22 protein-coding genes are annotated in these 25,685 nt (G+C 71.7%); 20 read left to right on the top strand and 2 right to left on the bottom strand.

What is annotated here, in order from left to right; genetic code table 11:
* The first annotated feature begins 43 nt into the window (after window positions 1–43).
* The 3 genes from VLK66_RS23105 (at window position 44) to VLK66_RS23095 (ending at window position 2,308) form a co-directional block, all read left to right on the top strand.
* Window positions 44–1,315 carry a serine hydrolase domain-containing protein gene (locus VLK66_RS23105; RefSeq protein WP_325311855.1) on the top strand — a complete coding sequence of 424 codons (1,272 nt, stop codon included), beginning with the start codon at window positions 44–46 and terminating at the stop codon, window positions 1,313–1,315.
* A 158-nt stretch (window positions 1,316–1,473) separates the two neighbouring features.
* Complete coding sequence (locus tag VLK66_RS23100) at window positions 1,474–1,854, top strand: response regulator (RefSeq protein WP_325311854.1); 381 nt, start codon at window positions 1,474–1,476, stop codon at window positions 1,852–1,854.
* 61 nt (window positions 1,855–1,915) lie between these two features.
* Window positions 1,916–2,308 (top strand): hypothetical protein, encoded by a 393-nt coding sequence (locus VLK66_RS23095; RefSeq protein WP_325311853.1) that lies wholly within the window; start codon window positions 1,916–1,918, stop codon window positions 2,306–2,308.
* Window positions 2,309–2,404: 96 nt separating this feature from the next.
* Here the strand turns inward: VLK66_RS23095 and VLK66_RS23090 are convergent, their stop codons facing one another.
* Window positions 2,405–3,586: a hypothetical protein gene (locus VLK66_RS23090; protein ID WP_325311852.1), complete on the bottom strand. Its 1,182-nt coding sequence runs from the start codon at window positions 3,584–3,586 to the stop codon at window positions 2,405–2,407.
* 389 nt (window positions 3,587–3,975) lie between these two features.
* Between VLK66_RS23090 and nagB the strand changes: the two genes are divergently transcribed.
* The 14 genes from nagB to VLK66_RS23020 all read left to right on the top strand — a co-directional run bounded on the left by nagB (window position 3,976) and on the right by VLK66_RS23020 (window position 21,384).
* Window positions 3,976–5,949, top strand: coding sequence for a glucosamine-6-phosphate deaminase (nagB, locus tag VLK66_RS23085; protein WP_325311851.1), 1,974 nt, complete (start codon window positions 3,976–3,978; stop codon window positions 5,947–5,949).
* Window positions 5,946–6,878: an N-acetylglucosamine kinase gene (locus VLK66_RS23080; RefSeq protein WP_325311850.1), complete on the top strand. Its 933-nt coding sequence runs from the start codon at window positions 5,946–5,948 to the stop codon at window positions 6,876–6,878. The genes nagB and VLK66_RS23080 overlap by 4 nt, the downstream gene beginning before the upstream one ends.
* A gap of 423 nt (window positions 6,879–7,301) precedes the next feature.
* Window positions 7,302–7,484 (top strand): hypothetical protein, encoded by a 183-nt coding sequence (locus VLK66_RS23075; RefSeq protein WP_325311849.1) that lies wholly within the window; start codon window positions 7,302–7,304, stop codon window positions 7,482–7,484.
* A 341-nt stretch (window positions 7,485–7,825) separates the two neighbouring features.
* Window positions 7,826–8,995, top strand: coding sequence for a TerC family protein (locus VLK66_RS23070; protein ID WP_325311848.1), 1,170 nt, complete (start codon window positions 7,826–7,828; stop codon window positions 8,993–8,995).
* Between the two features lie 199 nt (window positions 8,996–9,194).
* Window positions 9,195–10,046 (top strand): zinc metalloprotease HtpX, encoded by an 852-nt coding sequence (locus VLK66_RS23065; protein WP_325311847.1) that lies wholly within the window; start codon window positions 9,195–9,197, stop codon window positions 10,044–10,046.
* Window positions 10,047–10,405: 359 nt separating this feature from the next.
* Window positions 10,406–11,332, top strand: a complete 927-nt coding sequence (gene msrP, locus VLK66_RS23060; RefSeq protein ID WP_325311846.1) for a protein-methionine-sulfoxide reductase catalytic subunit MsrP — start codon at window positions 10,406–10,408, stop codon at window positions 11,330–11,332.
* Window positions 11,333–11,349: 17 nt separating this feature from the next.
* Window positions 11,350–11,985: a protein-methionine-sulfoxide reductase heme-binding subunit MsrQ gene (locus tag VLK66_RS23055; RefSeq protein WP_325311845.1), complete on the top strand. Its 636-nt coding sequence runs from the start codon at window positions 11,350–11,352 to the stop codon at window positions 11,983–11,985.
* Between the two features lie 158 nt (window positions 11,986–12,143).
* Window positions 12,144–12,452: a hypothetical protein gene (locus VLK66_RS23050; RefSeq protein ID WP_325311844.1), complete on the top strand. Its 309-nt coding sequence runs from the start codon at window positions 12,144–12,146 to the stop codon at window positions 12,450–12,452.
* Between the two features lie 259 nt (window positions 12,453–12,711).
* Window positions 12,712–14,202, top strand: a complete 1,491-nt coding sequence (locus tag VLK66_RS23045; RefSeq protein WP_325311843.1) for an MATE family efflux transporter — start codon at window positions 12,712–12,714, stop codon at window positions 14,200–14,202.
* A gap of 822 nt (window positions 14,203–15,024) precedes the next feature.
* Complete coding sequence (locus VLK66_RS23040; RefSeq protein ID WP_325311842.1) at window positions 15,025–15,570, top strand: RNA polymerase sigma factor; 546 nt, start codon at window positions 15,025–15,027, stop codon at window positions 15,568–15,570.
* Window positions 15,567–16,367 (top strand): anti-sigma factor family protein, encoded by an 801-nt coding sequence (locus tag VLK66_RS23035; protein ID WP_325311841.1) that lies wholly within the window; start codon window positions 15,567–15,569, stop codon window positions 16,365–16,367. Before VLK66_RS23040 ends, VLK66_RS23035 begins: the two co-directional genes overlap by 4 nt.
* 44 nt (window positions 16,368–16,411) lie before the next feature.
* The gene (locus VLK66_RS23030; protein ID WP_325311840.1) at window positions 16,412–17,410 is read left to right on the top strand and encodes a DUF4097 family beta strand repeat-containing protein; all 999 of its coding nucleotides are present in this window, start codon (window positions 16,412–16,414) and stop codon (window positions 17,408–17,410) included.
* 66 nt (window positions 17,411–17,476) lie between these two features.
* The gene (locus tag VLK66_RS23025; protein WP_325311839.1) at window positions 17,477–20,053 is read left to right on the top strand and encodes a DUF5916 domain-containing protein; all 2,577 of its coding nucleotides are present in this window, start codon (window positions 17,477–17,479) and stop codon (window positions 20,051–20,053) included.
* A gap of 272 nt (window positions 20,054–20,325) precedes the next feature.
* Window positions 20,326–21,384, top strand: a complete 1,059-nt coding sequence (locus VLK66_RS23020) for a DUF4097 family beta strand repeat-containing protein (protein ID WP_325311838.1) — start codon at window positions 20,326–20,328, stop codon at window positions 21,382–21,384.
* Window positions 21,385–21,435: 51 nt separating this feature from the next.
* Here VLK66_RS23020 and VLK66_RS23015 read toward each other — a convergent pair whose 3' ends face one another.
* The gene (locus VLK66_RS23015) at window positions 21,436–22,014 is read right to left on the bottom strand and encodes a four helix bundle protein (RefSeq protein ID WP_325311837.1); all 579 of its coding nucleotides are present in this window, start codon (window positions 22,012–22,014) and stop codon (window positions 21,436–21,438) included.
* Between the two features lie 52 nt (window positions 22,015–22,066).
* On the opposite strand from VLK66_RS23015, the gene VLK66_RS23010 reads away from it, so the two are divergent.
* The 3 genes from VLK66_RS23010 (at window position 22,067) to VLK66_RS23000 (ending at window position 25,129) form a co-directional block, all read left to right on the top strand.
* Window positions 22,067–23,608 carry an FAD-dependent oxidoreductase gene (locus tag VLK66_RS23010; protein ID WP_325311836.1) on the top strand — a complete coding sequence of 514 codons (1,542 nt, stop codon included), beginning with the start codon at window positions 22,067–22,069 and terminating at the stop codon, window positions 23,606–23,608.
* Window positions 23,605–24,276, top strand: coding sequence for an HAD family hydrolase (locus VLK66_RS23005; RefSeq protein WP_325311835.1), 672 nt, complete (start codon window positions 23,605–23,607; stop codon window positions 24,274–24,276). Before VLK66_RS23010 ends, VLK66_RS23005 begins: the two co-directional genes overlap by 4 nt.
* A 247-nt stretch (window positions 24,277–24,523) precedes the next feature.
* Window positions 24,524–25,129 carry a hypothetical protein gene (locus VLK66_RS23000; protein WP_325311834.1) on the top strand — a complete coding sequence of 202 codons (606 nt, stop codon included), beginning with the start codon at window positions 24,524–24,526 and terminating at the stop codon, window positions 25,127–25,129.
* Window positions 25,130–25,685: the final 556 nt, after the last annotated feature.

Here is a 25,685-nt window from a genome sequence, read left to right as displayed (position 1 = left end):
CGCCCTTCCAAGCCGGCCTGAACACACCCCAGCCCATCCCGCCGTGAACCGCATCGCCATCCCCATCCCCCTCCTCCTCGCCGCGCTCGCCGCCTGCACGCCGCGGCCCGTCGTCGCACCCGCGCCGGCGCCAATGCCCGCGCCCGCGCCGGCCGAGCCCGCGCAGCCGCCACGCGTCGCGCCCGTGGGCACGCTCACCGGCGCGGCGCCGGGGGAGGTGGGGATGGAGGCGGGGCTCCCCGCGCGGCTGGATTCGCTGGCGAACGCGGCCATCGCGAACCACGCGGCCAGCGGCATCGCCATCGCCGTGGGAAGATGGGGGCGACTGGTGCACCTGCGCGGCTACGGCGCCATCGACTGGGCGCCGGGGTCGCCGCCGGTGACGGACAGCACGCTGTTCGACATGGCGTCGGTCACCAAGGTGGTCGCCACCACCACGCTGGCGGCGATGCTGGAGGAGCAGGGGCGGCTGGACCTGGACCAGCGCGTGAGCTGGTACCTGCCGGGGCTGAGCGATACCACCAAGCAGCGCATCACCCTGCGGCAGATCCTGACGCACCGCGGCGGGTTCGAGGCGTTCGCGCCGCTGTACCGCGAGTTCCGCGGCCGCGAGCAGTACCTGGCGCAGATCGGCGCGCGCCCGCTGAAGTACGCGCCCGGCACCGCCACCGTCTACAGCGACTGGGACCTGGTGCTGGCCGGGCTGGTGGTGGAGCGCGTGGCCGGCCAGCCGCTGGACCGGCTGGCGGCGGAGCGCATCTTCGCGCCGCTGGGGATGCGCGACACGCGCTTCCGGCCGGACCCGGCGCTCCGCCCGCGCATCGCCATGACCGAGGTGGATTCGGCGCGTGGCCACATCTGGGGCGAGGTGCACGATCCCAACGCCTGGGCGCTGGGCGGGGTGGCGGGGCACGCGGGATTGTTCAGCAGCGCGCGCGACATGGCCATCTTCGCGCAGATGCTGCTGAACGGCGGCGAGTACGGCGGCGCGCGCATCCTCCGCGCTTCGACGGTGGCGCGCTGGACGGCGGCGGAGTTCGCGCGCAGCAGCCGCGCGCTGGGGTGGGACACGCCGTCGCCCAACTCGTCCGCGGGGCGGTTCTTCTCCCCGCGCAGCTTCGGGCACACGGGCTACACGGGCACCTCCATCTGGGTCGATCCCGAGCGCGGCCTCTTCGTCGTCATCCTCACCAACCGCGTCGATCCGACCAGCGAGAACAACCGGCACGTCGCGCTCCGCCGCGCCGTCGCCGACGCCGTGCAGGGCGCGATCGTGGACGCGCCGCTGGTCGACTGGGAGGCGCGGGCGCGGTAACCACGCTTGCCACGGCGCGTTACAGGCGCGACATTGCATCATCGCTGGCGATTCGCCGGCTCGTCGTCTCCTCCCTAGTCCAGGGGCCCCCCTTCCGCCCCTCCGCTTCGGTCCAGGCCTCGGACCGCCGTGTCGCCCCCGGATCTCCCGGAGGGCGCATGCCGAAAAAGCTCATCCTGATCGTGGAGGACAACGAGGACACGCGCTTCGTGTTCTCGGCCATCCTCAACTACGACGGATACCGCATCGTGGAGGCGTGCAACGGCGCGCTGGGATTCGAGCGCGCGCTGGAGCACCACCCCGACCTGGTCATCACCGACATCGATATGCCGGTGATGGACGGCTTCGCCGCGGCGCGCCGGATGCGCGGCGACGAGCGGACCTGCGCAATCCCCATCCTCGTCATCACCGGGAACGACTTCACCCTCGCCGAGCAGGCGGAGGCCGATTCCCTCTTCGACGGCTGCTTCTCCAAGCCCATGCAGCCCAGCCGCGTGCTCGCGGAGGTCCAGCGGATGATCGGCCCGCCCGGCGGCTGAGGAGCGCGGCCCGCGTCTCCCATCGCCCGGCATCACCACGGCCTTACCGAAACGGGGTTCCATGACCACCCACGGGGCGCGCCTGCGCCTCCAGGAGCTGCGCGGGGCGTTCGACACGCTCACCCGCACCCACGACGGGCTCTCGGTCCTCCCCGCGCCCCTGCAGCCCGACGGCGATGCGCGACAGTCGATCGACCTGCGCCTGATCGGAGCGGGGAGCCCCGAGGTGCTCCTGCGCGTTTGGACCAACTCCGCCGACCTGACCGCGCGCTCCGGCGCCGACCACCTGAGCGCCGGGCGCGGCGAGATCAGCGACAGCCTGGGCGTGGCGCTGGACAGCGGCTTCGCGTGGGACGCCTCGGTGTGCGACTCGGCCGACGAGCTGGCGCGCCTTCTCCTGAAGCACATGCGCCGCCGCCTGAAGGCGGTGGGCGAGCTGCTGCCGGACGGGTGATCCCGGGTCCGCCGGAAGAATGAAGCAGAGGAGCGGGGATCGAATCCCTGCTCCTCTGCTTTTCCGTGCGGATCCGTTCTGCCGGACGATCCGCGATCAGCTCGCGAACACCTCGTGGAGATGCTGGAGGAGGTGCTCGACGGCGGCGGCCGGGGGCGCGGGGCCACCCCGGCGGTAGCGCACGTATTCGGTCGTCTCCTCCGCCGCGGCGAGGGCATCGTCCCACGCGCCCCGTTCGGCGTCCGATGACAGCGCCGCGAGCAGGCGCAGGCTCTCGATGCGGATCACCTCGTCGCCCGCCGTTTCCGCGCCCTGGCGCACCAGCAGGCCCAGGGCGCGGGCTTCGCCGTGCTCGCCGGCCTCGGCGCAGGCGCCGGCCACGCGGTTCATCACGTGCAGCGTCTGCAGATCGGCCCGCTGTTCGGGGGTGGAGTCGCGAAGGAGGCGGGCGAGCGGAACCAGCAGGCGGGCGGCCTCGCCGCGGCGGCCCTCGCAGGCGTGCACCTCGGCCAGGCGCAGGGGAAAGACGGTCTGCGAGCCGGGGAGCATGGCCTGGGCGGTGGCCCGCGCGCGCTCCGCGTCGCCCAGGCGCATGCTGGCCACCACGTACGCCTCCGCGCCGAAGCGCGCCAGCGGGGGCGTGGTGGCGCCCGGGAGCGCGGCGGCGAAGTCGAGCGTCTCGTCCCAGCGGCGGTTCAGGAGGAGCGCCTTCAGCGAGTCGAGCACGAAGACGTTCTCCATGAAGCTGGCGAAGGCGTCGTGGCCGGGCGCCATGACCTCCCAGTCGTCGCGGCGCACCCGCGCGCACCCGATCACCAGCGCGTCCTGGCCGGCCTGGCGGCGGAGCGCGGCCAGGCGCTCCAGCGCGCCCGCGCAGTCGCGCTGCTGCGCCTGCAGCCGCGCCAGGTTCACCCACGGCTGCACCGCGTGCGCGGTGATGGCGCGGTCGCGCGAGCGCCGCGCCAGCCGCAGCTGCCACGCCATCTGCCGCTCGCACAGCCCGCGCGCCGCGGCGGAGGCACCCGCGTGCGCCGCGATCAGGGCGGCGTTGTTGCCGATCGCCCCCACCGCGTGCGCCAGCGCGCGGGGCGCGCGCATCTCCGCGCGGACGCGCGCCAGCCGCTGCGACAGCCGCTCCGCCCAGCGGCCCAGCGGCTCGCGGGCGATACGGTCCTGGGGGAGGAGGATGGCCGTCAGGATCCCGGGAGGGAAGGCGCCGCCGTCCGTCGCCACGCCGGGGCCGTCTTGCGCGTCCGCCGCGCCGGGGGTGCCGCGCATCTCGTCCTCCCGCCGGAGTTCACGCGAGATCCACACATCTCCCGCAACATAATGCAATCAACCACCCCGCTCAATCCGGTTATCGCGTTCACCTCCTCCTCCCTGGGATCTCACGCGGAGACGCGGAGACGCGGAGGAGATTCCCACGCACCTCCGCGCCTCCGCGTCTCCGCGTGAGATCGGCTGAGGCGGCCCTTCGCGCAGGCGGCGGAGATCCTGCCGTGCAGAATGCGCCCTCGGGAGCGATGGGACGAAATCGGACACGCATTGCGCCCCACTCGCGGCGACCCTCTCCATCTTCCCCGCCCGTGAACGCTCGCTGGCCCGATGCGTGCAGCCCGGGACCGCTCACAAACACGCACTGGACCCGCAGAACCGGCTGAGAACAGATGGCGCAGACCCGTGAGCGCGTTCCCGTCGTCATCGTCGAGTACGACCAGATCGCCCGGACCATCGCCGAGCGCATCGCGGCGCTGATCCGCGAGCGCAACACCGCCGGGCGCCCGGCCGTGCTCGGCCTGGCCACCGGCAGCACCCCCATCGGCATCTACCGCGAGCTGATCCGGCTGCACCGCGACGAGGGGCTGGACTTCTCCAACGTGGTCACGTTCAACCTGGACGAGTACTATCCCATGCCGCCGGACAGCATCCACAGCTACGTCCGGTACATGTGGGAGAACCTGTTCGACCACATCGACATCCCCAGGGAGAACGTCCACATCCCCGCCGGCGACGTGCCGCGCGAGAAGGTGGAGGAGTTCTGCCGCTGGTACGAGCAGGCGATCCGCGACGCGGGCGGCATCGACTTCCAGATCCTGGGGGTCGGGAAGACGGGGCACATCGGCTTCAACGAGCCCGGCTCGGGGGTGGAGAGCCGCACCCGCCTCATCGCCCTGGACACGGTGACCCGGCGCGACGCCGCGGCCGACTTCTTCGGCGAGGACAACGTGCCCATGGAGGCCATCACCATGGGCGTGGCCACGATCCTCGAGGCGCGCGAGATCGCCCTCGTGGCGACGGGCGAGCACAAGGCCGCCATCGTCCGCCGCTCGGTGGAGGGCGAGCCCGATCCCGACGTGGCGGCGACGTATCTCCAGAACCATCCGCACGCCACCTTCTACCTGGACCCCGCGGCCTCGGCCGAGCTCACGCGCATCAAGACGCCGTGGGTGGTGGGCGAGGTGAGGTGGGACCGGAAGATGGAGATGGAGGCGGTCATCTGGCTGAGCGAGAAGACCGGGAAGTCGATCCTGAAGCTGGACACCGACGACTACCGCGAGCACCACCTGTCGTCGCTCGTCGCCCGCTACGGGAGCGCGGGGCCGCTGAACGGCGAGATCTTCAACGAGCTGCTGAGCAAGGTGCGCGGCCGGAGCCGGCTGCCCACCGACTGCCGGATCATCGTCTTCTCCCCGCACCCGGACGACGACGTGATCTCGATGGGCGGGATCCTGAACAAGCTGCACCAGAACGGAAACCGCATCACCGTGGCGTACCAGACCTCCGGCAACATCGCGGTGTTCGACCACGAGGTGCGGCGCTACCTGGACTGGCTGCAGCGCTTCAACCGCGACTTCATGCTGGCCGACGGCAAGGTGGACGAGCTGACGGGGCGGATCGAGCGCTTCCTGGACGAGAAGGGGCCGGGGCAGGTGGACATCCCCGAGGTGCTGACCATCAAGCGCCGCATCCGCGAGGCCGAGGCGGTGAGCGGGATCGAGACCTTCGGGATGGGGCGCGACCAGGCGTGCTTCCTGGACCTTCCCTTCTACCAGACCGGGAAGGTGCGCAAGGACCCCATCGGCCCCGAGGACGTGCGCATCGTGCTGGAGCTGCTGGAGCGGGTGCGCCCGGAGCTGATCTTCGTCGCGGGCGACCTGTCGGACCCGCACGGCACCCACCGCATGTGCCTGGAGGCGGTGGAGAGCGCGCTGGCCGAGTACAGCGGCGACGCGCCCGAGATGTGGTACTACCGCGGCGCCTGGCAGGAGTGGGCGGTGAGCGAGGCCGACGTGCTGGTCCCGCTCTCGGAAGAGGAGCTGCGGCTGAAGATCATGGCCATCTACAAGCACCAGAGCCAGAAGGACAAGGCGCCGTTCCCGGGGCAGGACGACCGCGAGTTCTGGCAGCGCGTGGAGGAGCGCAACACGGCGACGGCCCGGATCGTCGACCGTCTCGGCCTCCCCGAATACTTCGCCATGGAGGCGTACGTGGTGCGCAAGGAGGGGCGGCCGCTGAACCGGCCCACGCTCTCCACCGCCGAGCTGGCCGAGGCCCCGCGCCGCCGCCGCGCCAGCGACCACGCGGCGCACCTGCCCGCGGGCGCGGGCGCGGGCGGCGGGACGGGGGGAGACCTCGCGTGAGCGACGCGCCGGTGTTCGCCGGGATCGACGGCGGGGGGACGAAGACCACGCTCGCGCTGGCCGACGACGAGGGGCGCGAGCTGGCCCGGCGCGTGGGCCCGGCCGGGCTGGTGGACCCGCGCCACCCCGCGGCCACCGCCGACATGCTGGCCACGCTGGTCCGCGAGGCGCTGGCCGAGGCCGGCATCGTGGAGAAGCCCGTCGCCCTCTGCGCGGGGCTGGCCGGCGTGGGGAACGAGCGCGAGCGGCGCGAGGTGGAGGCGGCGCTGGCGGCCTCGGGCGTGGCGGGGCGCGTCCGCATCGTCACCGACGGCGAGATCGCGCTGGACGGCGCGCTGGGCGGGCGGGCGGGGGTGATGATCATCGCCGGCACCGGCTCCGTCGCCTACGCGCGCGGCGAGGACGGGCGGGTGGAGCGGTGCGGGGGATGGGGGATGGTGGTGGGCGACGAAGGGAGCGCGTGGAGCATCGGCCGCAACGGCCTGGCCGCCGCCCTCCGCGCCGCCGACGGCCGCGGCGCGGGGACGAGCCTGCTCCCGCACTTCCTGCAGCTGCTGGGGCTGGACGGGCCCAGCGGCATCCCGCCCTGGGCCGGGCGCTCGGAGAAGGCCGCCGTGGCCGCGCTGGCCGTGCACGTCATCGAGGCCGCGGAGCGGGGGGATGCGGTCGCGCTCGGCGTGGTGGAGCGCGAGGCGCGGGAGCTGGCCCGCCACGCCGTGGCCCTCGCGCGGCGGATGGCGCCGTGGAGCGGCCCCGTTCCCGTGGTCTTCCACGGCGGCGTGCTGGGCGTGGACTTCTACGCGGACGTGGTGAAGCGCGCGCTGGACGACGACGAGCAGGATTTCGAGGTCCGCCCCGCCGTCTCCGACGCCGTCGCCGGCGCGCTCTCCTACGCCCGCCGGATGCTGGAGGGCGCCGGGCGCGCGTAGCCGAAAACGGCGGATCTCACGCGGTGCCGGGGCCGTGGAAGGGCGATTGAAATCGCGGCAACAACGGCCCGAAGTCCGCCTTCGCGGACTCCCAGCCTCGGCATCTTCGCTCGACCCAAGCCAACAGAACGCCTCCGGTTCGCCTATCCGCCTCCGATGCCGGCCGAACAGCCTCGCGCAGTTTGCGAGGCTTCCCGTAGTTGTTGCTGCGGCTTCAGCCGCCGGTGCGCGGTATGCAGATTCTTCCTCGGGGTTCGGAATACGGGATGCCGGGAGATGAACGGCGTGGCGGATTGAGCGGGGTGGCGGATGCCATTATCTTGCGGGAGATGTGAGTAGCGCGCCGGCATCGGCGCGGCTCCAGACCCGCATCCCACCAAATCCGGGCCGCGCGCCCGTCCCCCCTGACACGGAGACACACCCATGCCTTCCACCACCAAGCCCATCGGCGAAGAGGATGGCACCACCAGCATCATCGGCGAGGAAGAGGCCACCACGCTGGCCGTCGGCGAGGAAGACCCGACCACCACGATGATCGTCGGCGAGGAAGACCCCATCGAGGCTGCCTCGGTGAGCGGCGTGGAAAACCCGTTCGGTGCGTTCTGAACGGCGCTTTCGCGAAGGACCGACGAGAAGGCCGCGCTTCCCCGCGCGGCCTTTTCGCTTTCCCGCCGGAGATTAGCGGGGGATGAGGAGGAGCCCGCGGGCGTTGACCGCGGCCCGGAACGTGCCGATTGTTCGAGCACATCGAATTGTGGGGAGTAGCCCACCGGCGCCCGCGGGCGCCGGCATCGCGCGGATCGTCAAGACGGGGTGCCACCGGCGCCCCCGGACGCGCGGGAGGAGCGCAAGCTGCCTCGGCGAGACCACTACGAGCACGTTCATCGTGCCGTAGGGTCTCGCTTTTTTGTTGCCCTGCGGTGCCGACGACAAGGGAGGGACGCGGAATGGCGACGAGCATCTGGTTCTGGGTGGCCTTCAACGGCTTCGTGCTGGCGATGCTGGCCCTGGACCTGGGCGTGTTCCACCGCAAGGCGCACGAGGTCCGCCTGCGCGAGGCGGCGCTCTGGAGCGGCATCTGGGTGTGCGTGGCGCTGCTCTTCAACGCGGCCATCTGGGCGTTCGCGGGGCGGCAGCCGGCGCTCGAGTTCCTCACCGGCTACCTGGTGGAGAAGTCGCTCGCGGTCGACAACATCTTCGTCATCGCGCTGATCTTCTCGTACTTCGCCGTGCCCCGCCTCTACCAGCACCGCGTGCTGTTCTGGGGCATCCTGGGCGCGCTGGTGATGCGCGGCGGCTTCATCGCCGCCGGGGCGTACGCGCTGGAGCGCTGGCACTGGGTGATCTACCTGTTCGGCGGCATCCTGCTGCTGACCGGGATCAAGCTGGCCGTGCGCAAGGACGAGGGCTTCGACCCCGCGAGCAACCCCGTGCTGCGGATGGTGCGGCGGCTGATCCCGTTTTCCGCGGAGTACGACGGGCAGCGCTTCTTCACCCGCGAGAACGGCCGGCGGATGGCCACGCCGCTGCTGATGGCGCTGGTGATGGTGGAGGTCACCGACCTGGTGTTCGCGGTGGACAGCATCCCCGCGATCTTCGCGGTCACCAAGGACCCGTTCCTGGTCTACACCTCCAACGTCATGGCCATCCTTGGTTTGCGGTCGATGTACTTCCTCCTCGCGGGGGTGGTGCACCGGTTCGTGTACCTGAAGGTGGGGCTGGCGATGGTGCTGGTGTTCGTGGGCGGCAAGATGCTGCTGGCCGACGTGGTGAAGGTGCCCGTGCTCGTCTCGCTGGCGGTGATCGCGGCGCTGATCGGCGGCTCCATCGCCTTCTCCCTCCTCCGCCCCCCGCCGAGCGACGACGAGCGCGGTGGGGATTCGGGGGATGGAGATGCGGGTGCCTCCCCCGGCCCCGGCGCGGATCGCCGCGAGGTCGTGCACGCGCCCGTGTCGGCCGACGTGCGCGCGGCGATGACCCGCGGCGGCCTCACCCGCGGCGCGAAAATGCGCCGCCGCCTGTCGCACCCCGCCGGCACGAAGCCGGGCGCGAAGGCGGCGGACACCAACCCGAACCCGCTCTTCCGCCGCCCCGTGCTGCGGCTGAAGGGATATTAGCGCGAGGGACGCGGAGAGAGGGCCGGGCCGGGCCACGCATCCCACGTCAGGCGACGGAGTGCGCAATTGCCGGAGCGCCACGATCGAAGTTACCCCCTCCCGTGATCGGGAGGGGGTACGCGGCCCCAGCCGCGGGGGGAGGGCTCCGCGATGAAGTCGGATCGAACAGAAGGTCCGCAGATCCAGGAGGAAACGAGAGATGAACAACGTGAAGGTTTTCCTGATGATGGCCGGCCTCACCGCGCTGCTGGGCGCGGTGGGAAGCATGATCAGCGGCCAGAGCGGGCTGGTGATGGCGCTGGTGCTGGCCGTGGGGATGAACTTCTTCGCCTACTTCGCCAGCGCGCAGATGGTGCTGCGCATGTACGGCGCGCAGGTGGTGGACCAGGCGCAGGCGCCCGAGCTGTACGCCATGGTCGACCGCCTGCGCCAGCGCGCCGGGCTGCCGATGCCCACGGTCGCCCTCGCGCCGCACGTGCAGCCCAACGCCTTCGCCACCGGCCGCGACCCCGAGCACGCCGTGGTCTGCGTCACCGAGGGCATCCTGCGCGCGGTGAGCCCCGACGAGCTGGAGGGCGTCATCGCCCACGAGCTGGCGCACATCAAGAACCGCGACATGCTGCTGATGACGGTCACCGCCACGCTGGCGGGCGCCATCAGCAACCTGGCGCACTTCGGCTTCTTCTTCGGCGGCGGCCGCGACCGGCGCGACGTGCACCCGTTCGTGATGATCGCCATGCTGCTGCTGGCGCCGCTGGCCGCCATGGTCGTGCAGCTCGCCATCAGCCGCCAGCGCGAGTTCAAGGCCGACGCGGTGGGCGCGCAGATCAGCGGCCGCCCGCGCTCGCTGGCCAACGCGCTGCGCAAGCTGGAGATGGGCGCGCACCGCATCCCCATGGACGTGTCGCCCGCGGTGGCCCCGCTGGCGCAGGTGAACCCGCTCGCGGCGGTGAGCGGCGGCGGCTTCACCAAGTGGTTCTCCACCCACCCGCCGATGGAGGAGCGCATCGCCCGCCTCGAGGCGCTGGCCCGAGATCCGGCAGCGCGGTGAGGTAATCAGGGGCGCGGGCGACCGCGCCCCGCATCTCCCGTGACCGTCCGCCATCGCCGCATCCCGCGACGGAGTATCACGTTGGCCGCGCTCCTGCATCCGATCGGAGGAGGCCAGCGAGGCGGGCAGGATGCCGCCTCGGAGCCGCGGATGCCTCTCCTCACCCTGAGATCTTCCCCTCCCCCAGGCAGTTTTGGGGAGGGGGCGGGGGGAGAGGGCCGCGGCGCCGGCGAGACGCACCCAGGTCCATCTCCCACCATCGCTTTGGCTGTCTTGCACGAAGATGGATCGAGCCGCACCGAAAGATCCGTCGTGCCGCCGATACCGCTGTCAGATCGAACGAAGAACGAGAGGTTCCCATGCTGATCCGCAGGCCCGACGACATCCCGTCGTCCGAGATCACGCCGGAGCGCGACTACCTGGACCGGCGCCGCTTCCTGGGCACCGCCGCGGCCGCCGCGCTCTCCGCCGCCGGCGCGTCCACGCTGCTGGGGGCGTGCACGGTGGCCGAGGGCGCGCAGGACGACGAGCCCAACAGCTGGGAGCAGATCACCAGCTACAACAACTTCTACGAGTACGGCACGGGGAAGGAGGACCCGGCCGCCAACGCCCCGGGCAAGCTCCGCGTCCGCCCGTGGACGGTGCTGGTGGACGGGCTGTGCGCGCGCCCCGGCCGCTACGCGCTGGACGACCTGGTCCGCGCGAGCCAGACCGTGCACCGCACCTACCGCTTCCGCTGCGTGGAGGCGTGGTCGATGGTGATCCCGTGGGATGGCATCCCGCTGCGCGACGTCGTCACCCGCGCGCAGCCGCAGCCCTCCGCGAAGTTCGTGGAGTTCACCACGCTGCTGGACCCCGAGCAGATGCCCGGACAGCGCCGCAGCGTGCTCGACTGGCCGTACGTGGAGGGGCTGCGGATGGACGAGGCGATGCATCCCCTGACACTTCTCGCGACGGGGATCTACGGCCGCCCGCTCCCCGCGCAGAACGGCGCGCCGCTGCGGCTGGTGGTGCCGTGGAAATACGGATTCAAGTCCATCAAATCCATCGTGCGCATCCGCTTCACCGCGCAGCAGCCGCAGACGGCGTGGAACCGGGCCGCGGCCAACGAATACGGCTTCTACGCCAACGTGAACCCCGCCGTCGACCACCCGCGCTGGAGCCAGGCCCGCGAGCGCCGCATCGGCGACGGCTGGTTCAAGCGCCGCGCGACGCTCCCGTTCAACGGCTACGCCGGGCAGGTGGCCGGGCTGTACCGGGGGATGGACCTGCGGAGGTACTTCTGAGCTCCGGCGCCGAGCGCGTGCTCCGCAGGGTGCTGAAGCCCGCCGTCTGGACCGGCGGGCTTCTGCCGATGGTCCTCCTCGTCACGGCGGGCGTGACGGGGACGCTGGAGGCGGACCCGGTGAAGGACATCACCCACCGCACGGGAAAGGCGGTGCTGGTCCTCCTCCTGTGCACGCTGGCGGTTTCGCCGGTGCGGCGCATCAGCGGGTGGAACGGCGTGATCGCCGCGCGGCGGCCGCTGGGGCTGTTCGCCTTCTTCTACGCCGTGCTGCACTTCTTCATCTACCTGGGCGACCAGGCGTTCGCGCCGGCGTACATCGTGGCCGACGTGGTGAAGCATCCGTACGTGACCGCCGGCTTCACCGCGTTCTGCCTCCTCGTCCCCCTCGCCCTCACGTCCACGAAGGCGAGCATCCGGCGGCTGGGGCCGCGCTGGGTGAAGCTGCACCGGCTGGTCTACGCCGCGGCGGTGCTGGGGGTGATCCACTTCCTGTGGTCGGTGAAGAAGGACGTGCGCGAGCCGCTGGTCTACGCCGCGGTGCTGGCCGTCCTCCTCGCCATCCGCATCCCCGCCTGGCTGGAGCAGCGGCGGAAGACGAAATCGCCGCGGCGCGCGCCCGCCGGCGTCCGCTCCGGCGCCACCGCGGCCTGACGCCCGTCCCCCGCGCCCCCTTGCGCGAAGGCATTGCCCGTTCCGGGCTTTCCGCATACGTTTGCGAAAGGGGGTGATGTGCGGCGGTTCGTTCGCCCGGACCCCCCGGCCGCGGTCGCGGAAGGTGCCGCACCGGCCCCGAACCTGAAGGAGCTTCCATGAATTCGGGTGACATCGTCTCGCTGACCGTGCTGGTCACGCTGACCCTCACCACGGGGGCCGTGCTGATCCTGCGTCCGCTCTCCAAGCGCCTGGGCGCGCTGCTGGAGGTGATGACGCAGCAGAAGCTCCGCGCCTCCAACGCGGACCCGAATGATACGCACCGCATTCGCGAGCTGCTGGTATCCATCGACAGCCGCCTGAACGTCCTGGAAGAGCGCCAGGACTTCGCGGAGGCCCTGATCTCCGCGGGCGACACCAAGCTGCTGGCCATGACGGCCGCCCAGCAGGCGCAGGAGCGCAACTGAGGCGACGCCGACTGGACGGCAGCAAGGGGGCCCCGCGGATCACCGGACCGCGGGGCCCTCTGCTATTGGGGCCCGACGCATCACCTTGCATCCCGGCGTCTCCAGGCCCGGCTGGATCTCACGCGGAGCCGCGGAGACGCGGAGGTGTTGGGGCTGCTCCTCCGCGTCTCCGCGGCTCCGCGTGAGATCCGGCGATGCTGGAGGAATTGAGAGTAATCGGAAGCGATCGATCGAGAACGGGGAATGGACGGAGGGGATGATGGGGACGGCGACACTGGAGCGGGGGAGGCCGCGGGGCGGGCTTTCGCCCGGAGGACGGCGGCGGCGGGGGCGGTTGTTCGCGCACGAGGTGCGGCAGCTGCTGCGCCTGGCCGGGCCCATCATCGTGGGCCAGCTGGGCGGCGTGGCGATGACGACGACCGACACCATCATGGTCGGCCCGCTGGGCGCCGCGTCGCTGGCGGCGGCCGGGCTGGGGAGCGGCATCCACTTCTCCCTGCTGGTGACGATGAGCGGGATGCTGATGGGGATGACGCCTCTGGTCAGCCAGAGCTTCGGCGCGGGCGACCGCGCCGAGTGCCGGCGCGTGGCGGTGCAGGGGATCTGGCTGGCCGTGCTGGTATCGATCCCCATCACCGTGGCGTCGATCCTCGGCCGGCCGATTGCCCTGTCGCTGGGGCAGGACCCCGAGGTGGCCGCGCTGGCGGGCAGGTTCATGATGGCGCTGGCCCCCGGCGTGCTCCCGCTGATGCTGTTCATGGCGCTGCGCGTGTACCTGGACGCCATGGGCCGCACGCGCGTGGCCATGACCATGATGTTCGTGGGCGTGGCGGTGAACGTGCTCGGCAACCGCCTGCTGATCTACGGCGTGCCCGGCGTGGTGCGGCCGATGGGCGTGGTGGGGTCGGGGCTGTCGACCAGCATCGTGCGCTGGGCCGTGCTGGCGGTGATGGGCGTGTACGTGGCGCGGCACCCCGAGCTGTCGCCGTTCCGCGGCGTGCGGCTGCGGCCGGTGCCGGCGCGGATGCGGCGCATCGCGGCCATCGGTGCGCCGATCGGGGCGCAGGTGGGCGCCGAGGTGGGCACCTTCTCGTTCGCCGCGGTGATGATGGGGTGGCTGGGCCCGGTGCAGCTGGCCGCGCACCAGGTGACCATCAACATCGCCTCGGTCACCTTCATGGTGGCGGTGGGTGCCAGCGCCGCCGGCGGCATCCGCGTGGGACACCACCTGGGCGCGGGAAGCCGGCGCGGCGTGCACCGCGCGGGGCTGGCCACCTACGTGGTGGCCATCGGCTTCATGTCGCTGTGCGCGCTGGCGTTCCTGCTCTTCCCGCGGCAGCTGATCGGGCTGTACACCAGCGACCGCGAGATCATGGCGTACGGCACGGCGCTGCTCTTCACCGCCGCGCTCTTCCAGGTGTTCGACGGCGCGCAGGTGACGGGGCTCTCGCTGCTCCGCGGCGCGGCCGACACGCGCGTGCCGATGTGGATCACCCTGATCGGCTACTGGGGGATCGGAATCCCGGTGGCGTACGTGCTGGGCTTCCACACCGGGATGCGGCACGTGGGGATCTGGAGCGGGCTGGTGCTGTCGCTTGCCGTGGTGGCGGTGGCGCTGCTCTGGCGGGTGCGGCGCGTGCTCTGGTCGCCCGCGCTCGCGGCGGTCGTCCCCGCGCCGCGCCAGCAGGCGGTGGAGATCGCCCGCGCGGAGATGACGGCCGACGCGGGGGCACCGGTCGCGGGGGATTAGCCGGCCCGGCGGGGGCCCCGAACACGGTTGGCTTCACAGAACTCGGCGAGGGGAGGGCTTCGGGTGCGTCTCCGCGGCGCCCCCGGGGCCCTCCCCCCGCGGCTGGGGCCGCGTACCCCCTCCCGATAACGGGGCCCGATAACGGGAGGGGGTAACTTCGATGGCGGCGCGCAAGCACTTGTGCACTCATCGGCTGCGGTGGGTCGCGAGGCCCAGCCCAGCATCGCGGCGCGCTCGGAGGTCTGGTCGCGCAGCGTGGTCCAGCCAGGCGGGCGGGAGGGTGGCGATGGAGCAGCGATGCCGTCCAGCTACCTCTCCCGGTACGGGAGAGGTGGACGGCCTGAGCCGGCCGGAGAGGGCGCGGCGCGGCGGGATCGCTCCACCATCCATCCCGCGATGAGTTCTCCCCTCCCCCGCGGAGCGGGCGGAGGAGCCGGGGGAGGGGGCCAGCAAGGCGGGCAGGATATCTCCGCTTTACGACGAAGCTTCTCCTCGCGCTGAGTCTCCTCCCGACGCTTGGTTCTCTCCCCCGATCCGATCAATTCGTCTCCCCGCGACTGACGAACCGCGTGCGACGTATTATCTTATCTCCTTCCTCCGCATCACCTTCCCGCGGGACCTCCCGCTCACGTTCCTCCGAATCCCCCATGCGGTACTCTTCATCCCCCTTCCCGCAGCGCGGGTCGTCCACGGCCGGGGCACGCCGCCGCGCCGGGGCTGGATCGCCCGCCGGATCTCCGTTTAAACCAACCGGGTGCGCCGTGCATCAGATTGGCAGCGGGAAAACGGCGAACCCTCCGACGGCCGGACTCGATGGCGACCATGCTGGTTGAAGACGCGGCCCCCGCGGCGACGGACGCCATTGTCCGCCGCGCCCAGCAGGGCGACGTCGCCGCCTTCGAGCAGCTCTACCGCCAGCACCTGGACCGCGTGTACGCGCTCTGCCTGCGCATCTGCGGCGACGGGACCAAGGCCGAGGAGCTCGCGCAGGACGTGTTCGTCCGCGCCTGGCAGAAGCTGGCCAGCTTCGAGGGGAAGAGCGCCTTCTCCACCTGGCTGCACCGGCTGGCGGTGAACGTGTGCCTGGGCGACCGGCGCGCCGAGGGGATCCGCATCGGCAGGGTGTTCGGCACCGACGACCTGGAGGCGTACGAATCTCCCGGCCGCCCGCCGGACCCGGGGCAGGCGATGGACCTGGAGCGCGCCATCGCCACGCTCCCGCCGGGGGCGCGCACGGTGTTCGTGCTGCACGACGTGGAAGGCTACAAGCACGAGGAGATCGCGGAGATGCACGGCCTGGCCGTGGGCACCTGCAAGGCGCAGCTCCACCGGGCGCGCCGGCTCCTCAGGGAGGCACTGGACCGATGACGCACGAACAGGCAACGGAACGGCTCGACGACTTCGCCTCGGGCGAGCTGCCGGACATCGAGCGGGTGCGGGTGCAGCGCCACGTGGAGGCGTGCGACGAGTGCCGCGCCGAGGTGGAGGCCATCCGCTCGCTCCTGGCCATGGCACAGGCGCTTCCCGCCGGCATCGCCCCGCGGCGCGACCTGTGGGCGGGGATCGCGGAGCGGCTGGAACCCCGCGCGGCCATGGCGGAGCTCGCGGTGGTGGAGGAGACGAAGGTCATCCCCCTCGTTCCCCGGCGCCGCCCCTGGCAGCCTCCGCGCTGGGCGCTGCAGGCGGCCGCGGCGCTGGTCCTGGTCGCCTCGTCGTCCGCCGTCACGGCGGTGCTGATGCGGCGGCAGGGGCCGGCGGGCCCGGTGGCGATCGGAACGCCGGTGCACGTCACCGGCCCGGCTGCGGGGACGCAGACGGCGGGGACGCAGGAGACGGTCGCGCCGGATCCCGCGACGCCGGCGGTGAACGGCGGCGGGAGGCCGGCGGCGGCGGGGCAGGGGACGGCGTTCGCGGCCTTCCACCCCGCCGAGCAGGACTACGAGAAGGCGATCGGCGACCTGGCTGGCGTGCTGGAGGCGCGGCGCGCGCAGATGGCGCCCGAGACGGTGCGGACGCTGGAGACCAACCTTCGCATCATCGACCAGGCGATCGCCGAGTCGCGCGCGGCGCTGGCGAAGGACCCCAACAGCCGCGAGCTGGTGCAGATGCTCGGGGCCACCTACGACGCGAAGGTGAAGATGCTCCGCCAGGCGGTGGAGCTCTGACCCGGAGCTGAAGGCTACACGGACACGACGGGGAGATTCCCACCATGCGGGTCAAGACCATGATCGCCGCCGCCGCCCTCGTGGCGGCGGGCGCCGGACCGGCGCGGGCGCAGCAGCAGGTGAACGTGACGCGGAACACCGGCCCCACGGGCGCGGTGGAGATCCAGAACCCCACCGGCGAGGTGCGGGTGGTGGCGTGGGACCGCAACCAGGTGCAGGTGACCGGCACCCTGGGCTCGGACCGCGACCGGGTGGACGTGGAGGACGAGGGCGACGGCGTGGTGGTGCGCGTGGTTCCCCGCGGCGGCAACGGCTACGGCGGCCACGGCGGGCGCGGCTCCAGCATCGAGGTGCGCGTCCCCGCCCGGAAGGACCTGGAGGTGAACGTGGTCGCGGCCGGCGTTACCGTCACCGGGATGGCGGGCAACGTGGAGGCCCACTCGGTGAGCGGCCCGGTGCGCGTGACCGGCGGGCGCTCGCGGCACATCACCGCCGTCTCGCGCAGCGGCCCGGTGGACGTGGACGCCACCGCCGAGCGCGTGGAGGCCAACTCCATGAGCGGCCCGGTGACCGTCGGCGGCACCGTGCGCGACCGGGTGGAGGCCAACAGCGTGAGCGGCACCGTGCGCATCACCGCCGCCACCGGCGAGGTGGAGGCGGGCTCGGTGAGCGGCGACGTGGAGATCGCGTCGATGCGCGGCCGCGCCGAGGTGCACAGCGTGAGCGGCGGGATCCGGGTGACGGGGCGCGGGCTCAGCGGCACCTTCCAGACCGTGGCCGGGGGGATCGTGCTGTCCGGCGACCTGGCCCGCGACGCCGACCTGGAGCTCACCACCCACAGCGGCGACGTGACGCTGCAGCTGGCCGCGAACGCCTCGGCCAGCGTGGAGATGACCACCTTCAGCGGCGGCATCTCGGTGGACTATCCCGGCGCGCGGGTGCAGCGCGAGAACCGCCGCAACGCCACCGCGCGGGTCGGCGCGGGCGACGCCAGCGTGACGGTGAGCACCTTCTCGGGAGACGTGAAACTCACCCGCCGGTAGCCGCGTACGGGGGAGGTGAGCCGGGCTCACCTCCCCCTTCCTACGTTTCGCGGACCGGATTTCCCGATGCTCGCCGCGCTCATTCTCTCCGCAAGCCTCGCGGCCGACACCTCCGTGGGCGCCGCGCAGGCCCTCACCGCCTACCGGCTCACGGCCGCCACGGGCGCGCCCACCATCGACGGGAAGCTCGACGACCCCGTCTGGGCCGCCGCCGACTCGGCGGCCGGCTTCGTCCAGAAAGATCCCGACGAGGGCAAGCCCTCGCGCTTTCCCACCGTGATGCGCGTGGCCTTCGACGACGGCGCGGTCTACGTGGCCATGCGCGGCTACGACGCCGAGCCGGCGCTCATCCGCTCGCAGCTGACGCGGCGCGACGAGGGGTCGCCGTCGGACTGGCTGCTGGTGGCCTTCGACTCGCGCCACGACCGGCGCAGCGCCTACGCCTTCGGCGTGAACCCCGCGGGGGTGAAGCGCGACTTCATCCTCACCGACGGCGCCGACGACGACGTGGGCTGGGACGCGGTGTGGGACGTGGCCGTGAGCCGCGACGAGCACGGATGGAGCGCCGAGTTCCGCATCCCCCTCTCCGCGCTGCGCTTCGCCGCGGACGGGGACGGCACGTGGGGGTTCGAGGGCGCGCGCGCCGTGGCCCGGGTGAACGAGGAAAGCTACTGGGCGCCGCTGCGCAAGGACGACTCGCGCACGGTGGCCCGCTTCGGCGAGCTGCGGGGGATGCGCAACCTTCCGTCTCCCCGCCGGCTGGAGCTCCTCCCCTACACCGTCAGCTCCGTCCGCCGCGCGCCGGGAACGCGGCTCGATCCCTTCTACTCGCCCACCGACCTGCACGGCTCCGCGGGGCTGGACCTGAAGTACGGCCTGACCTCCGACCTCACCCTCGACGCCACGGTGAACCCCGACTTCGGGCAGGTGGAGGCCGATCCCAGCCAGGTGAACCTCACGCAGTACGAGTCGTTCTTCTCCGAGCGCCGCCCCTTCTTCACCGAGGGCGCCGACATCTTCCGCTTCGCCATCGGCCTGGGCGACGGGTCCAACGAGTCGCTCTTCTACTCGCGCCGCGTGGGCCGCACCCCGCACCTCGCGCTGGACGGCGACTACGTGGACCAGCCGCGGCAGAGCACCATCCTGGGCGCCGCCAAGCTCTCCGGCCGCGTCGGCTCCGGCTGGTCGGTCGGCACCCTCGCCGCGCTGACGGGGGAGGAGCGGGGGGCGGTGATGGACGGCGGGGTGGCGAGGAGCCAGGTGGTGGAGCCGATGACCGGCTTCGGCGTCTTCCGCGCGCGCCGCGACATGGGCGGCGGGAAGACGCAGCTGGGTTTCGTGGGCACCGCCGTCCACCGCTCGCTGGGGGGCACGGGGATCGGCGACCTGCCGTCGGACGCCTTCGCCGGCGGGGCGGACTTCACCCACCGCTGGGGGAACGACGCGTGGCTGGCCAGCGCGTACGTCCTCGGCTCGAACGTCCGCGGATCGACGGACGCCATCGTCGCGCTGCAGGAATCCCCCGCGCGCTACTACCAGCGCCCGGACGCGTCGTACCTGCGCGTGGACTCGGCGGCGACGTCGCTGGCGGGGTGGGCGGGGAGCTGGGCGCTGCAGCGGGTGAAAGGGCGCTGGCAGGGAGGATTGCTGGGGATCGTGCGCACCCCCGGCTTCGAGGTGAACGACCTGGGCTACCAGCGCGATGCCGACGAGGTGGTGAACGCGGCCTACTTCCAGTTCCGCCAGTTCAACCCGGTCGGGCCGTTCCGCAATTTCAACGTGAACTTCAACGCCTTCGACGGCCGCGACTTCGGCGGCGACCTGACGCAGCGCGGCGCCAACGTGAACGGCTCGTGGAGCCTGAAGAGCTACTGGGGCTTCTACGGCGGCATCGAGCGCGACCTTGCGTCCATCAGCACCAGCGCGCTGCGCGGCGGCCCGGCCATCCTCCGCCCCGCGTCCACGAACGGCTGGGGCGGGGCGTGGACGGACGACCGCAAGGCGCTGAACGGCTCGTTCGACTACAACTGGTCGCTCGAGGACCAGACCGGCGGGTGGAGCTGGAACGTCTCCCTCTACGCCAACTGGCGCCCCTCGCCGGGGACCTCCGTCTCCCTCTCGCCCTTCTACACGCGGAACCGGGGGGGATGGCAGTACGTGGACGCGCCGGCGGACGGGGCGGGCTCGACGCACTACGTGTTCGCGGACCTGCGGCAGGAGACGGTGGGGATGTCGGCGCGGGTGAACCAGACCTTCTCGCCCACGCTGTCGCTGCAACTGTACGCGCAGCCCTTCGTCAGCGCGGGGACGTACGGCGGCTTCATGGAGGTGGCCGACCCGCGCGCCCGGGCGTTCGGCGACCGCTTCGAGCCGCTGGCGACGACGCGCGACGAGGACGGGACCTTTCGCGCCAGCGGCCTGAGCTGGGACAACCCGGACTTCGACTACCGCGCCTTCAACCTGAACGCGGTGCTGCGCTGGGAATACCGCCTGGGCTCCACCATGTACTTCGCCTGGTCGCACTCCCGCGACGGCGCGGTGGACGACGGCCGCTTCCGTCTCTGGCACGACCTGGACGCGCTCTCGCACTACCGCGCCACGAACGTCTTCCTGGTGAAGGTGAACTGGTGGGTGAGCCTGTGAAGAAGTGCGGAAGTGCGGAAGTGCGTGAGTGCGTTCGTTCTCCTCGCGCGGATGATTTCGACGTGCGGAGATGGCGGGGAAGGGAAGTCCGCGAAGGCGGACTGCGTGCCGTTGTAGCCGCGAGTTCACTCGCGTTTTCGACACCGTTTCACATCGTTTCACCCGAATCACCGAATCACCGAATCACCCGAATCACCCGAATCACCCGAATCACCCGAATCATCCGAATCATCCGAATCATCCGAAGTTCTCATCCCACCCCCGGAGGACGAATGCAGATGCGCGGGGCAGTGATCGGCGCGTGCGCCGTGGCCGCGGCGGTGCTGGCGGCGCGGCCGGCGCGCGCGCAGGAGCGCTACACGCTGGAGGGCGAGCGCGTGGCCGTGTACAACCTGGCCGGGCAGGTGCGCGTCGAGGCGGGGAGCGGCTCGTCGGTGGTCGTCGAGCTCACCCGCGGCGGCGAGGACGCGCGCCAGCTCGCCGTCCGCCGCGGCGAGGCGGGCGGCTTCCGCAACCTGGCCGTGGCCTATCCCGGCGACCGCGTCATCTACCCGGCGATGGGGCGCACCTCCAGCACCACCGTGGAGGTGCGCTCCAACGGCACCTTCGGCGGCGACCGCCGGCTCCTGGGCGGCGGCAGCCGGGTGACGGTGCGCGGCTCCGGCAGCGGCACCCGCGCCTGGGCCGACGTGCGCGTGCTCGTCCCCGCCGGTCGCACCGTCGCGGTGCACAACGCGGTCGGCCGCGTCGACGTGAGCAACGTGCGCGGCGACCTGCGCGTGAACGGCTACGCCTCGTCCATCCACGCCACGGGCACCCGCGGCCCGCTGAACCTGGACACCGGCTCCGGCGGCATCGAGGTCACCGACGCCGAGGGCGACATCCGGCTGGACACCGGCTCGGGCGGCGTGCGCGCCACCAACGTGCGCGGCGCGGGACTGGACATCGACACCGGGAGCGGTGGCGTGCAGGGGACGGACCTGGCGGTGGCGCGGCTGCACGTGGACGTGGGCTCCGGCGGCGTGCGGCTGGACGCGGTCGACGCGCGCATCGTGGACATCGACACCGGGAGCGGCGCCGTGAACCTGCGCCTGCGCCGCGACGCCGACCACGTGAAGATCGACACCGGCTCCGGCGGCGTCACGCTGGCCGTCCCCGCGGACTTCGGGGCGGAGGCGGACATCGACACCGGGAGCGGCGGCATCCACGTGAACGTTCCCGCCGCGGTGCGCCGCTCCGCCCGCGACCACTTCACCGGCACCCTCGGCGATGGCCGCGGCCGCCTCATCATCGACACCGGCTCCGGCGGCGTGCAGATCGTCCGCAGCTGACCAAAAGTGCGGAAGTGCGGAAGTGCGGAAGTGCGGAAGTGCGTGAGAGCTTTATTGTGAGCCGGTGTTGGCGCGAAGGGATGCGAGCAGCCGGCTCACTTCAAAGCACAATCCGTAGAGGTCCTGGAACTCGGATTCGTTCAGGTATTCCAACCCGCGGGCGAGGTGCAGCTGGCTGCGGACTTCTGAAGCCGACCCGCGTGCGATTCCCAGGAACTGCCGGAACTCGCTCCGGCTGTAGCGCTCGAACCCTTCCGCTATGTTCGACATGACGGAAACCGCCGCACGACGGATCTGGTCCTTCAGACCGAAGTCGCTCCTGAAGCGTCCTTCATCCGTGATGCGGTAGACTGCCAGCGAAAGATCCCGCGCCCTTTGCCAGACAACCAGGTCTTCGAACCGCCGATCTGCATCTCCCCTCCGTTGTGTAAGTGATTCTCTCGGGGGCAGAATCGTAGCTGACGTGATCTTTTTACCGCACACTCTGTACGACCACAAACGTATACTTCCCGCCGAACGCACTTCCGCACTTCCGCACTTCCGCACTTCCGCACTTCCGCACTTCCGCACTTCCGCACTTCTCTTCCGCCGCGTACGGGGTTTGCAACGCCCCCTCTGCCTCACGCGCATCCCCTGTCCGGATGCGTGGTGATCGTGCACGCGTGAACGGGGGAGGTGGGGGATGCAGTCGTCGGAGCGTTCGCTGTCCGTCTGGGAGCAGACCAACCCGCAGCGCGAGTTCCCGCGCCTGACCGGCGACGTCACCGCCGACGTGGTGGTGGTCGGCGCGGGGATCGCGGGGATGAGCGTGGCCTACCACCTGGCGAAGGCCGGGCAGAACGTCGTGGTGCTGGACGACAACGCCGTCGGCGGCGGCGAGAGCGGGCAGACCACCGCCCACCTCACCAGCGCCATGGACGACTACTACCAGGTGCTGGAGAAGGTGCACGGAAAGGATGGCGCCCGCATCGCCCACGACAGCCACCAGGGCGCCATCGACACCATCGAGCGCATCGTCCGCGAGAACGCCATCGAGTGCGACTTCGAGCGCGTGGACGGCTACTGGTTCCTGGGCCCGGACCGCGACGTCTCGTTCCTGGAGAAGGAGCGCGACGCCGCCACCCGCGCCGGCGCGCAGGGGCTGGAGATCGTCCCCCGCATCCCCATCGACAGCTGGGACAGCGGCCCGGCGCTGCGCTATCCCAACCAGGGGCAGTTCCATCTCCTGAAGTACCTGGAGGGGCTGACCACCGCGGTGCAGGCCGCCGGCGGGCGCGTCCACACCGGCAACCACGTGAACGGCGTGGAGAGCGGCGCGCGCCCGAAGGTGAGCGGCGACGGCTTCAGCGTGAGCGCCGCGGCCGTCGTCATGTGCACCAACTCGCCGGTGCACGACCGGGTGACCATGCACACCAAGCAGGCGCCCTATCGCACCTTCGTCGTCGCCGGGCGCATCCCGGCGGGGGCGGTGCCGCGCATCCTCTTCTGGGACACGCTGGACCCGTATCACTACGTCCGCACGCAGCCCGTGGACGGCGATCCGTCGTCCGTGTGGCTCATCGTGGGCGGCGAGGACCACAAGACCGGCCACCACGACGACGCGGCCGAGCGCTACGCCCGGCTGGAGGCGTGGACGCGCGAGCGCTTTCCGGTGCGGTCGTTCGAGCTGCGCTGGTCCGGGCAGGTGCTGGAGCCGGTGGACTACATGGGCTTCATCGGGCGCGACCCCACGCACGAGAACGTCTTTCTGGCCACGGGAGATTCGGGGCAGGGGATGACGCACGGGACCATCGCGGGGATGCTGATCTCCGACCTGATCCTGGGGCGGCCCAACCCGTGGGAGAAGCTGTACGACCCCAGCCGGAAGACGCTCTCGCTGGACTCGGCCAAGATGTTCCTGGAAGAGAACCTGGACGTCGCGGCGAAGCTCGCCGAGCTGCTGCCGCTGGGCGGCGAGGTGGCCAGCGGCGCGGAGATCCGCCCCGGCGAGGGCGCCATCCTGCAGCGCGGAGCGAAGAAGATCGCGGCGTACCGCGACGACAGCGGCGCGCTGCACCAGTGCTCGGCGTACTGCACGCACCTGGGGTGCGTGGTGCACTGGAACAGCGAGGAGAAGAGCTGGGACTGCCCCTGCCACGGCTCGCGCTTCTCGCCCACGGGCGAGCTGGTGCTGAACGGCCCCGCGGTCACGGGGCTGACGCGGCTGGACGCGGAGGAGGGATGAGCCGTCCGCGCGCGGTGCTGCTGGACGTGGATGGAACGCTCATCGACACCAACGACGCCCACGCGCACGCCTGGGTGGACGTCTGCCACGAGTTCGGCCACGAGGTGGCGTTCGGCGAGGTGCGGCGGATGATCGGGATGGGCGGCGACCGCGTCCTCCCACGCCTCACCGGGCTGGCGGAGGAGTCGGAGCAGGGCGAGCTGATGAAGGAGCGGCGGGGAAAGATCTTCCGCGAGCGCTATCTCCCGGGGTGCCGCCCCTTTCCCGGCGCCCGCGAGCTGCTGGAGCGGATGCGGGGCGACGGGATGACGCTGGTGGTGGCCACCTCGGCCAGCAAGGACGACATGGCCGCGCTGCTGAAGGCGGCGAACGTGGCCGACGTCGTCGAGGCGAAGACCTCGTCGTCCGACGCCGACGCCTCCAAGCCCGCCCCCGACATCGTCGAGGCGGCGCTGGAGAACGGCGGCTGCGCGCCCGGCGAGGCGGTGATGCTGGGCGACACCCCGTACGACGTCACCGCCGCCAACCGCGCGGGCGTCCGCTGCGTCGCGCTGCGCTGCGGCGGCTGGGACGATGAGGCGCTCAAGGACGCCGCCGCCATCTACGACGACCCGGCCGACCTCCTCGCCCACTACGACGCGTCCCCTTTCGGCGCCCCGAGCTCGTAGCCACACGCGAGAGCAGGGCAGGGCACCCGGCGCGAGAAAACGTCCCTGCGAATCGAATCCGCAGGCCGCGCCGCCGCCGGGGCCGCCCCCTCGCCCGGAACGGGAGAGGGCGAGCGCTCTCAGGCGCGGGGAGAGGGCGGCGCGGATGCGTCGGACGCGCATCGATCGTCCATCTTCCGTGACGCCCCTGCCGCGCCGGTCCCCCGCTCCTTACCTTTCGGGGGACACGCCGAACCCACGTCGCCCAATGCCCGACGTCGAAACCCCGCAGGTGCACCTGGTGCTGCGCGCGCACCCGCCCATGCCGGCGCGGCTGGGCGTCGTCTACCAGCCGTACCCCTGGCGCGTGCTGAAGACGGCGCTGTCCATCGGCGTGTTCTGGGGAATCTGCCCGTACGTGGTGTGGCTTCCGCCGCATTATCCGTGGCCGGTGCTGTCGTTCTGCATCGGCGCGTTCCTGGCCCACCGCTTCTACACCGGCGCCTACGTGGTGAAGTGGTTCGCCGGCGAGTGCCCGCGCTGCGCCCGCCCGCTGCGGCTGCGCGCGGGCGCGCGCATCGGCCTGCCGCACGTGCTCACCTGCTACGCCTGCCACTTCGAGCCGTCGCTGGAGCCGTACGACCTGGTGTCGGAGGAGGAGATCGCGAGCGACGCGCATGGCATCCGCCACGTGCTGGCGGAGTGCGCCGGCACCTGGCGCGAGGAGCGGCTGTGGGACCAGCAGTGGGTCACCTGCAGCGCCTGCGGCGCCCGCCACCACGCCACCCCCGCGCTGCAGGCCGCCGCCCGCGACGAAAACGAGCGCGGCCGCCTCCTCGAGGCCCTCGCCGCCGAAGGCCGCTTCATCGACTGACCCGGTAGCCGAACGGGGGAAGATGCGGGTTCGGAGGTGCGCGTCGGGGAGGAAGACGGGGATTCGGGGAGGGAAGATGCGGATTTCGGCGGGGAAGATGCGGATTTCGGTCGAGAAGATGCGACTCAAGTCGCGGCTACAACGGCACACTCTCCGCCTTCGCGGAGATCGGTGGCGTCCCCGGCCGCGGTGCTGATCCGCCCACTCACCGTGATCGATCAGGAACAGAGGCCCGGCCGCACTCCGCAGCCGGGCCTCCTCTCCATCCTCATCATCCCTGCGATCTGTCCGGATCGCGCCACCGCCGCTCCCCGCGCCGATGGAGTCCGCGAAGGCGCCGCGCAGGCGGACTGTGTGCCGTTGTAGCCGCGAGTTCACTCGCATTTTTCGCCCCCACCAGCCCCTGCCACCTGCCACTTAGGACTTAGCAGGATGCTAAAAAACAGTGCTTGGGCTTCGCCCGACTCCTCAAACCGGGGGTCGTCAGCAGGCCCAGCGTCCAGGGGAGCTCCGGGCGTGCCGTTTCGTCCTGTTTCGCACCGGAATCGGTGCGCGG

The organism is Longimicrobium sp. (assembly GCF_035474595.1).
Taxonomy (GTDB): Bacteria; Gemmatimonadota; Gemmatimonadetes; order Longimicrobiales; family Longimicrobiaceae; genus Longimicrobium.
This window is presented reverse-complemented; position numbering and strand designations above follow the sequence as displayed.

Bases quoted from the DNA above. Each gene is read 5' to 3' on its own strand.
- VLK66_RS23100 (WP_325311854.1), top strand. From the start codon at position 1,474: ATGCCGAAAAAGCTCATCCTGATCGTGGAGGACAACGAGGACACGCGC.
- VLK66_RS23095 (WP_325311853.1), top strand. From the start codon at position 1,916: ATGACCACCCACGGGGCGCGCCTGCGCCTCCAGGAGCTGCGCGGGGCG.
- VLK66_RS23090 (WP_325311852.1), bottom strand. From the start codon at position 3,586: ATGCGCGGCACCCCCGGCGCGGCGGACGCGCAAGACGGCCCCGGCGTG.
- nagB (WP_325311851.1), top strand. From the start codon at position 3,976: ATGGCGCAGACCCGTGAGCGCGTTCCCGTCGTCATCGTCGAGTACGAC.
- VLK66_RS23075 (WP_325311849.1), top strand. From the start codon at position 7,302: ATGCCTTCCACCACCAAGCCCATCGGCGAAGAGGATGGCACCACCAGC.
- VLK66_RS23070 (WP_325311848.1), top strand. From the start codon at position 7,826: ATGGCGACGAGCATCTGGTTCTGGGTGGCCTTCAACGGCTTCGTGCTG.
- VLK66_RS23065 (WP_325311847.1), top strand. From the start codon at position 9,195: ATGAACAACGTGAAGGTTTTCCTGATGATGGCCGGCCTCACCGCGCTG.
- msrP (WP_325311846.1), top strand. From the start codon at position 10,406: ATGCTGATCCGCAGGCCCGACGACATCCCGTCGTCCGAGATCACGCCG.
- VLK66_RS23050 (WP_325311844.1), top strand. From the start codon at position 12,144: ATGAATTCGGGTGACATCGTCTCGCTGACCGTGCTGGTCACGCTGACC.
- VLK66_RS23045 (WP_325311843.1), top strand. From the start codon at position 12,712: ATGGGGACGGCGACACTGGAGCGGGGGAGGCCGCGGGGCGGGCTTTCG.
- VLK66_RS23040 (WP_325311842.1), top strand. From the start codon at position 15,025: ATGCTGGTTGAAGACGCGGCCCCCGCGGCGACGGACGCCATTGTCCGC.
- VLK66_RS23035 (WP_325311841.1), top strand. From the start codon at position 15,567: ATGACGCACGAACAGGCAACGGAACGGCTCGACGACTTCGCCTCGGGC.
- VLK66_RS23030 (WP_325311840.1), top strand. From the start codon at position 16,412: ATGCGGGTCAAGACCATGATCGCCGCCGCCGCCCTCGTGGCGGCGGGC.
- VLK66_RS23025 (WP_325311839.1), top strand. From the start codon at position 17,477: ATGCTCGCCGCGCTCATTCTCTCCGCAAGCCTCGCGGCCGACACCTCC.
- VLK66_RS23020 (WP_325311838.1), top strand. From the start codon at position 20,326: ATGCAGATGCGCGGGGCAGTGATCGGCGCGTGCGCCGTGGCCGCGGCG.
- VLK66_RS23015 (WP_325311837.1), bottom strand. From the start codon at position 22,014: ATGCGCGTGAGGCAGAGGGGGCGTTGCAAACCCCGTACGCGGCGGAAG.
- VLK66_RS23010 (WP_325311836.1), top strand. From the start codon at position 22,067: ATGCAGTCGTCGGAGCGTTCGCTGTCCGTCTGGGAGCAGACCAACCCG.
- VLK66_RS23005 (WP_325311835.1), top strand. From the start codon at position 23,605: ATGAGCCGTCCGCGCGCGGTGCTGCTGGACGTGGATGGAACGCTCATC.
- VLK66_RS23000 (WP_325311834.1), top strand. From the start codon at position 24,524: ATGCCCGACGTCGAAACCCCGCAGGTGCACCTGGTGCTGCGCGCGCAC.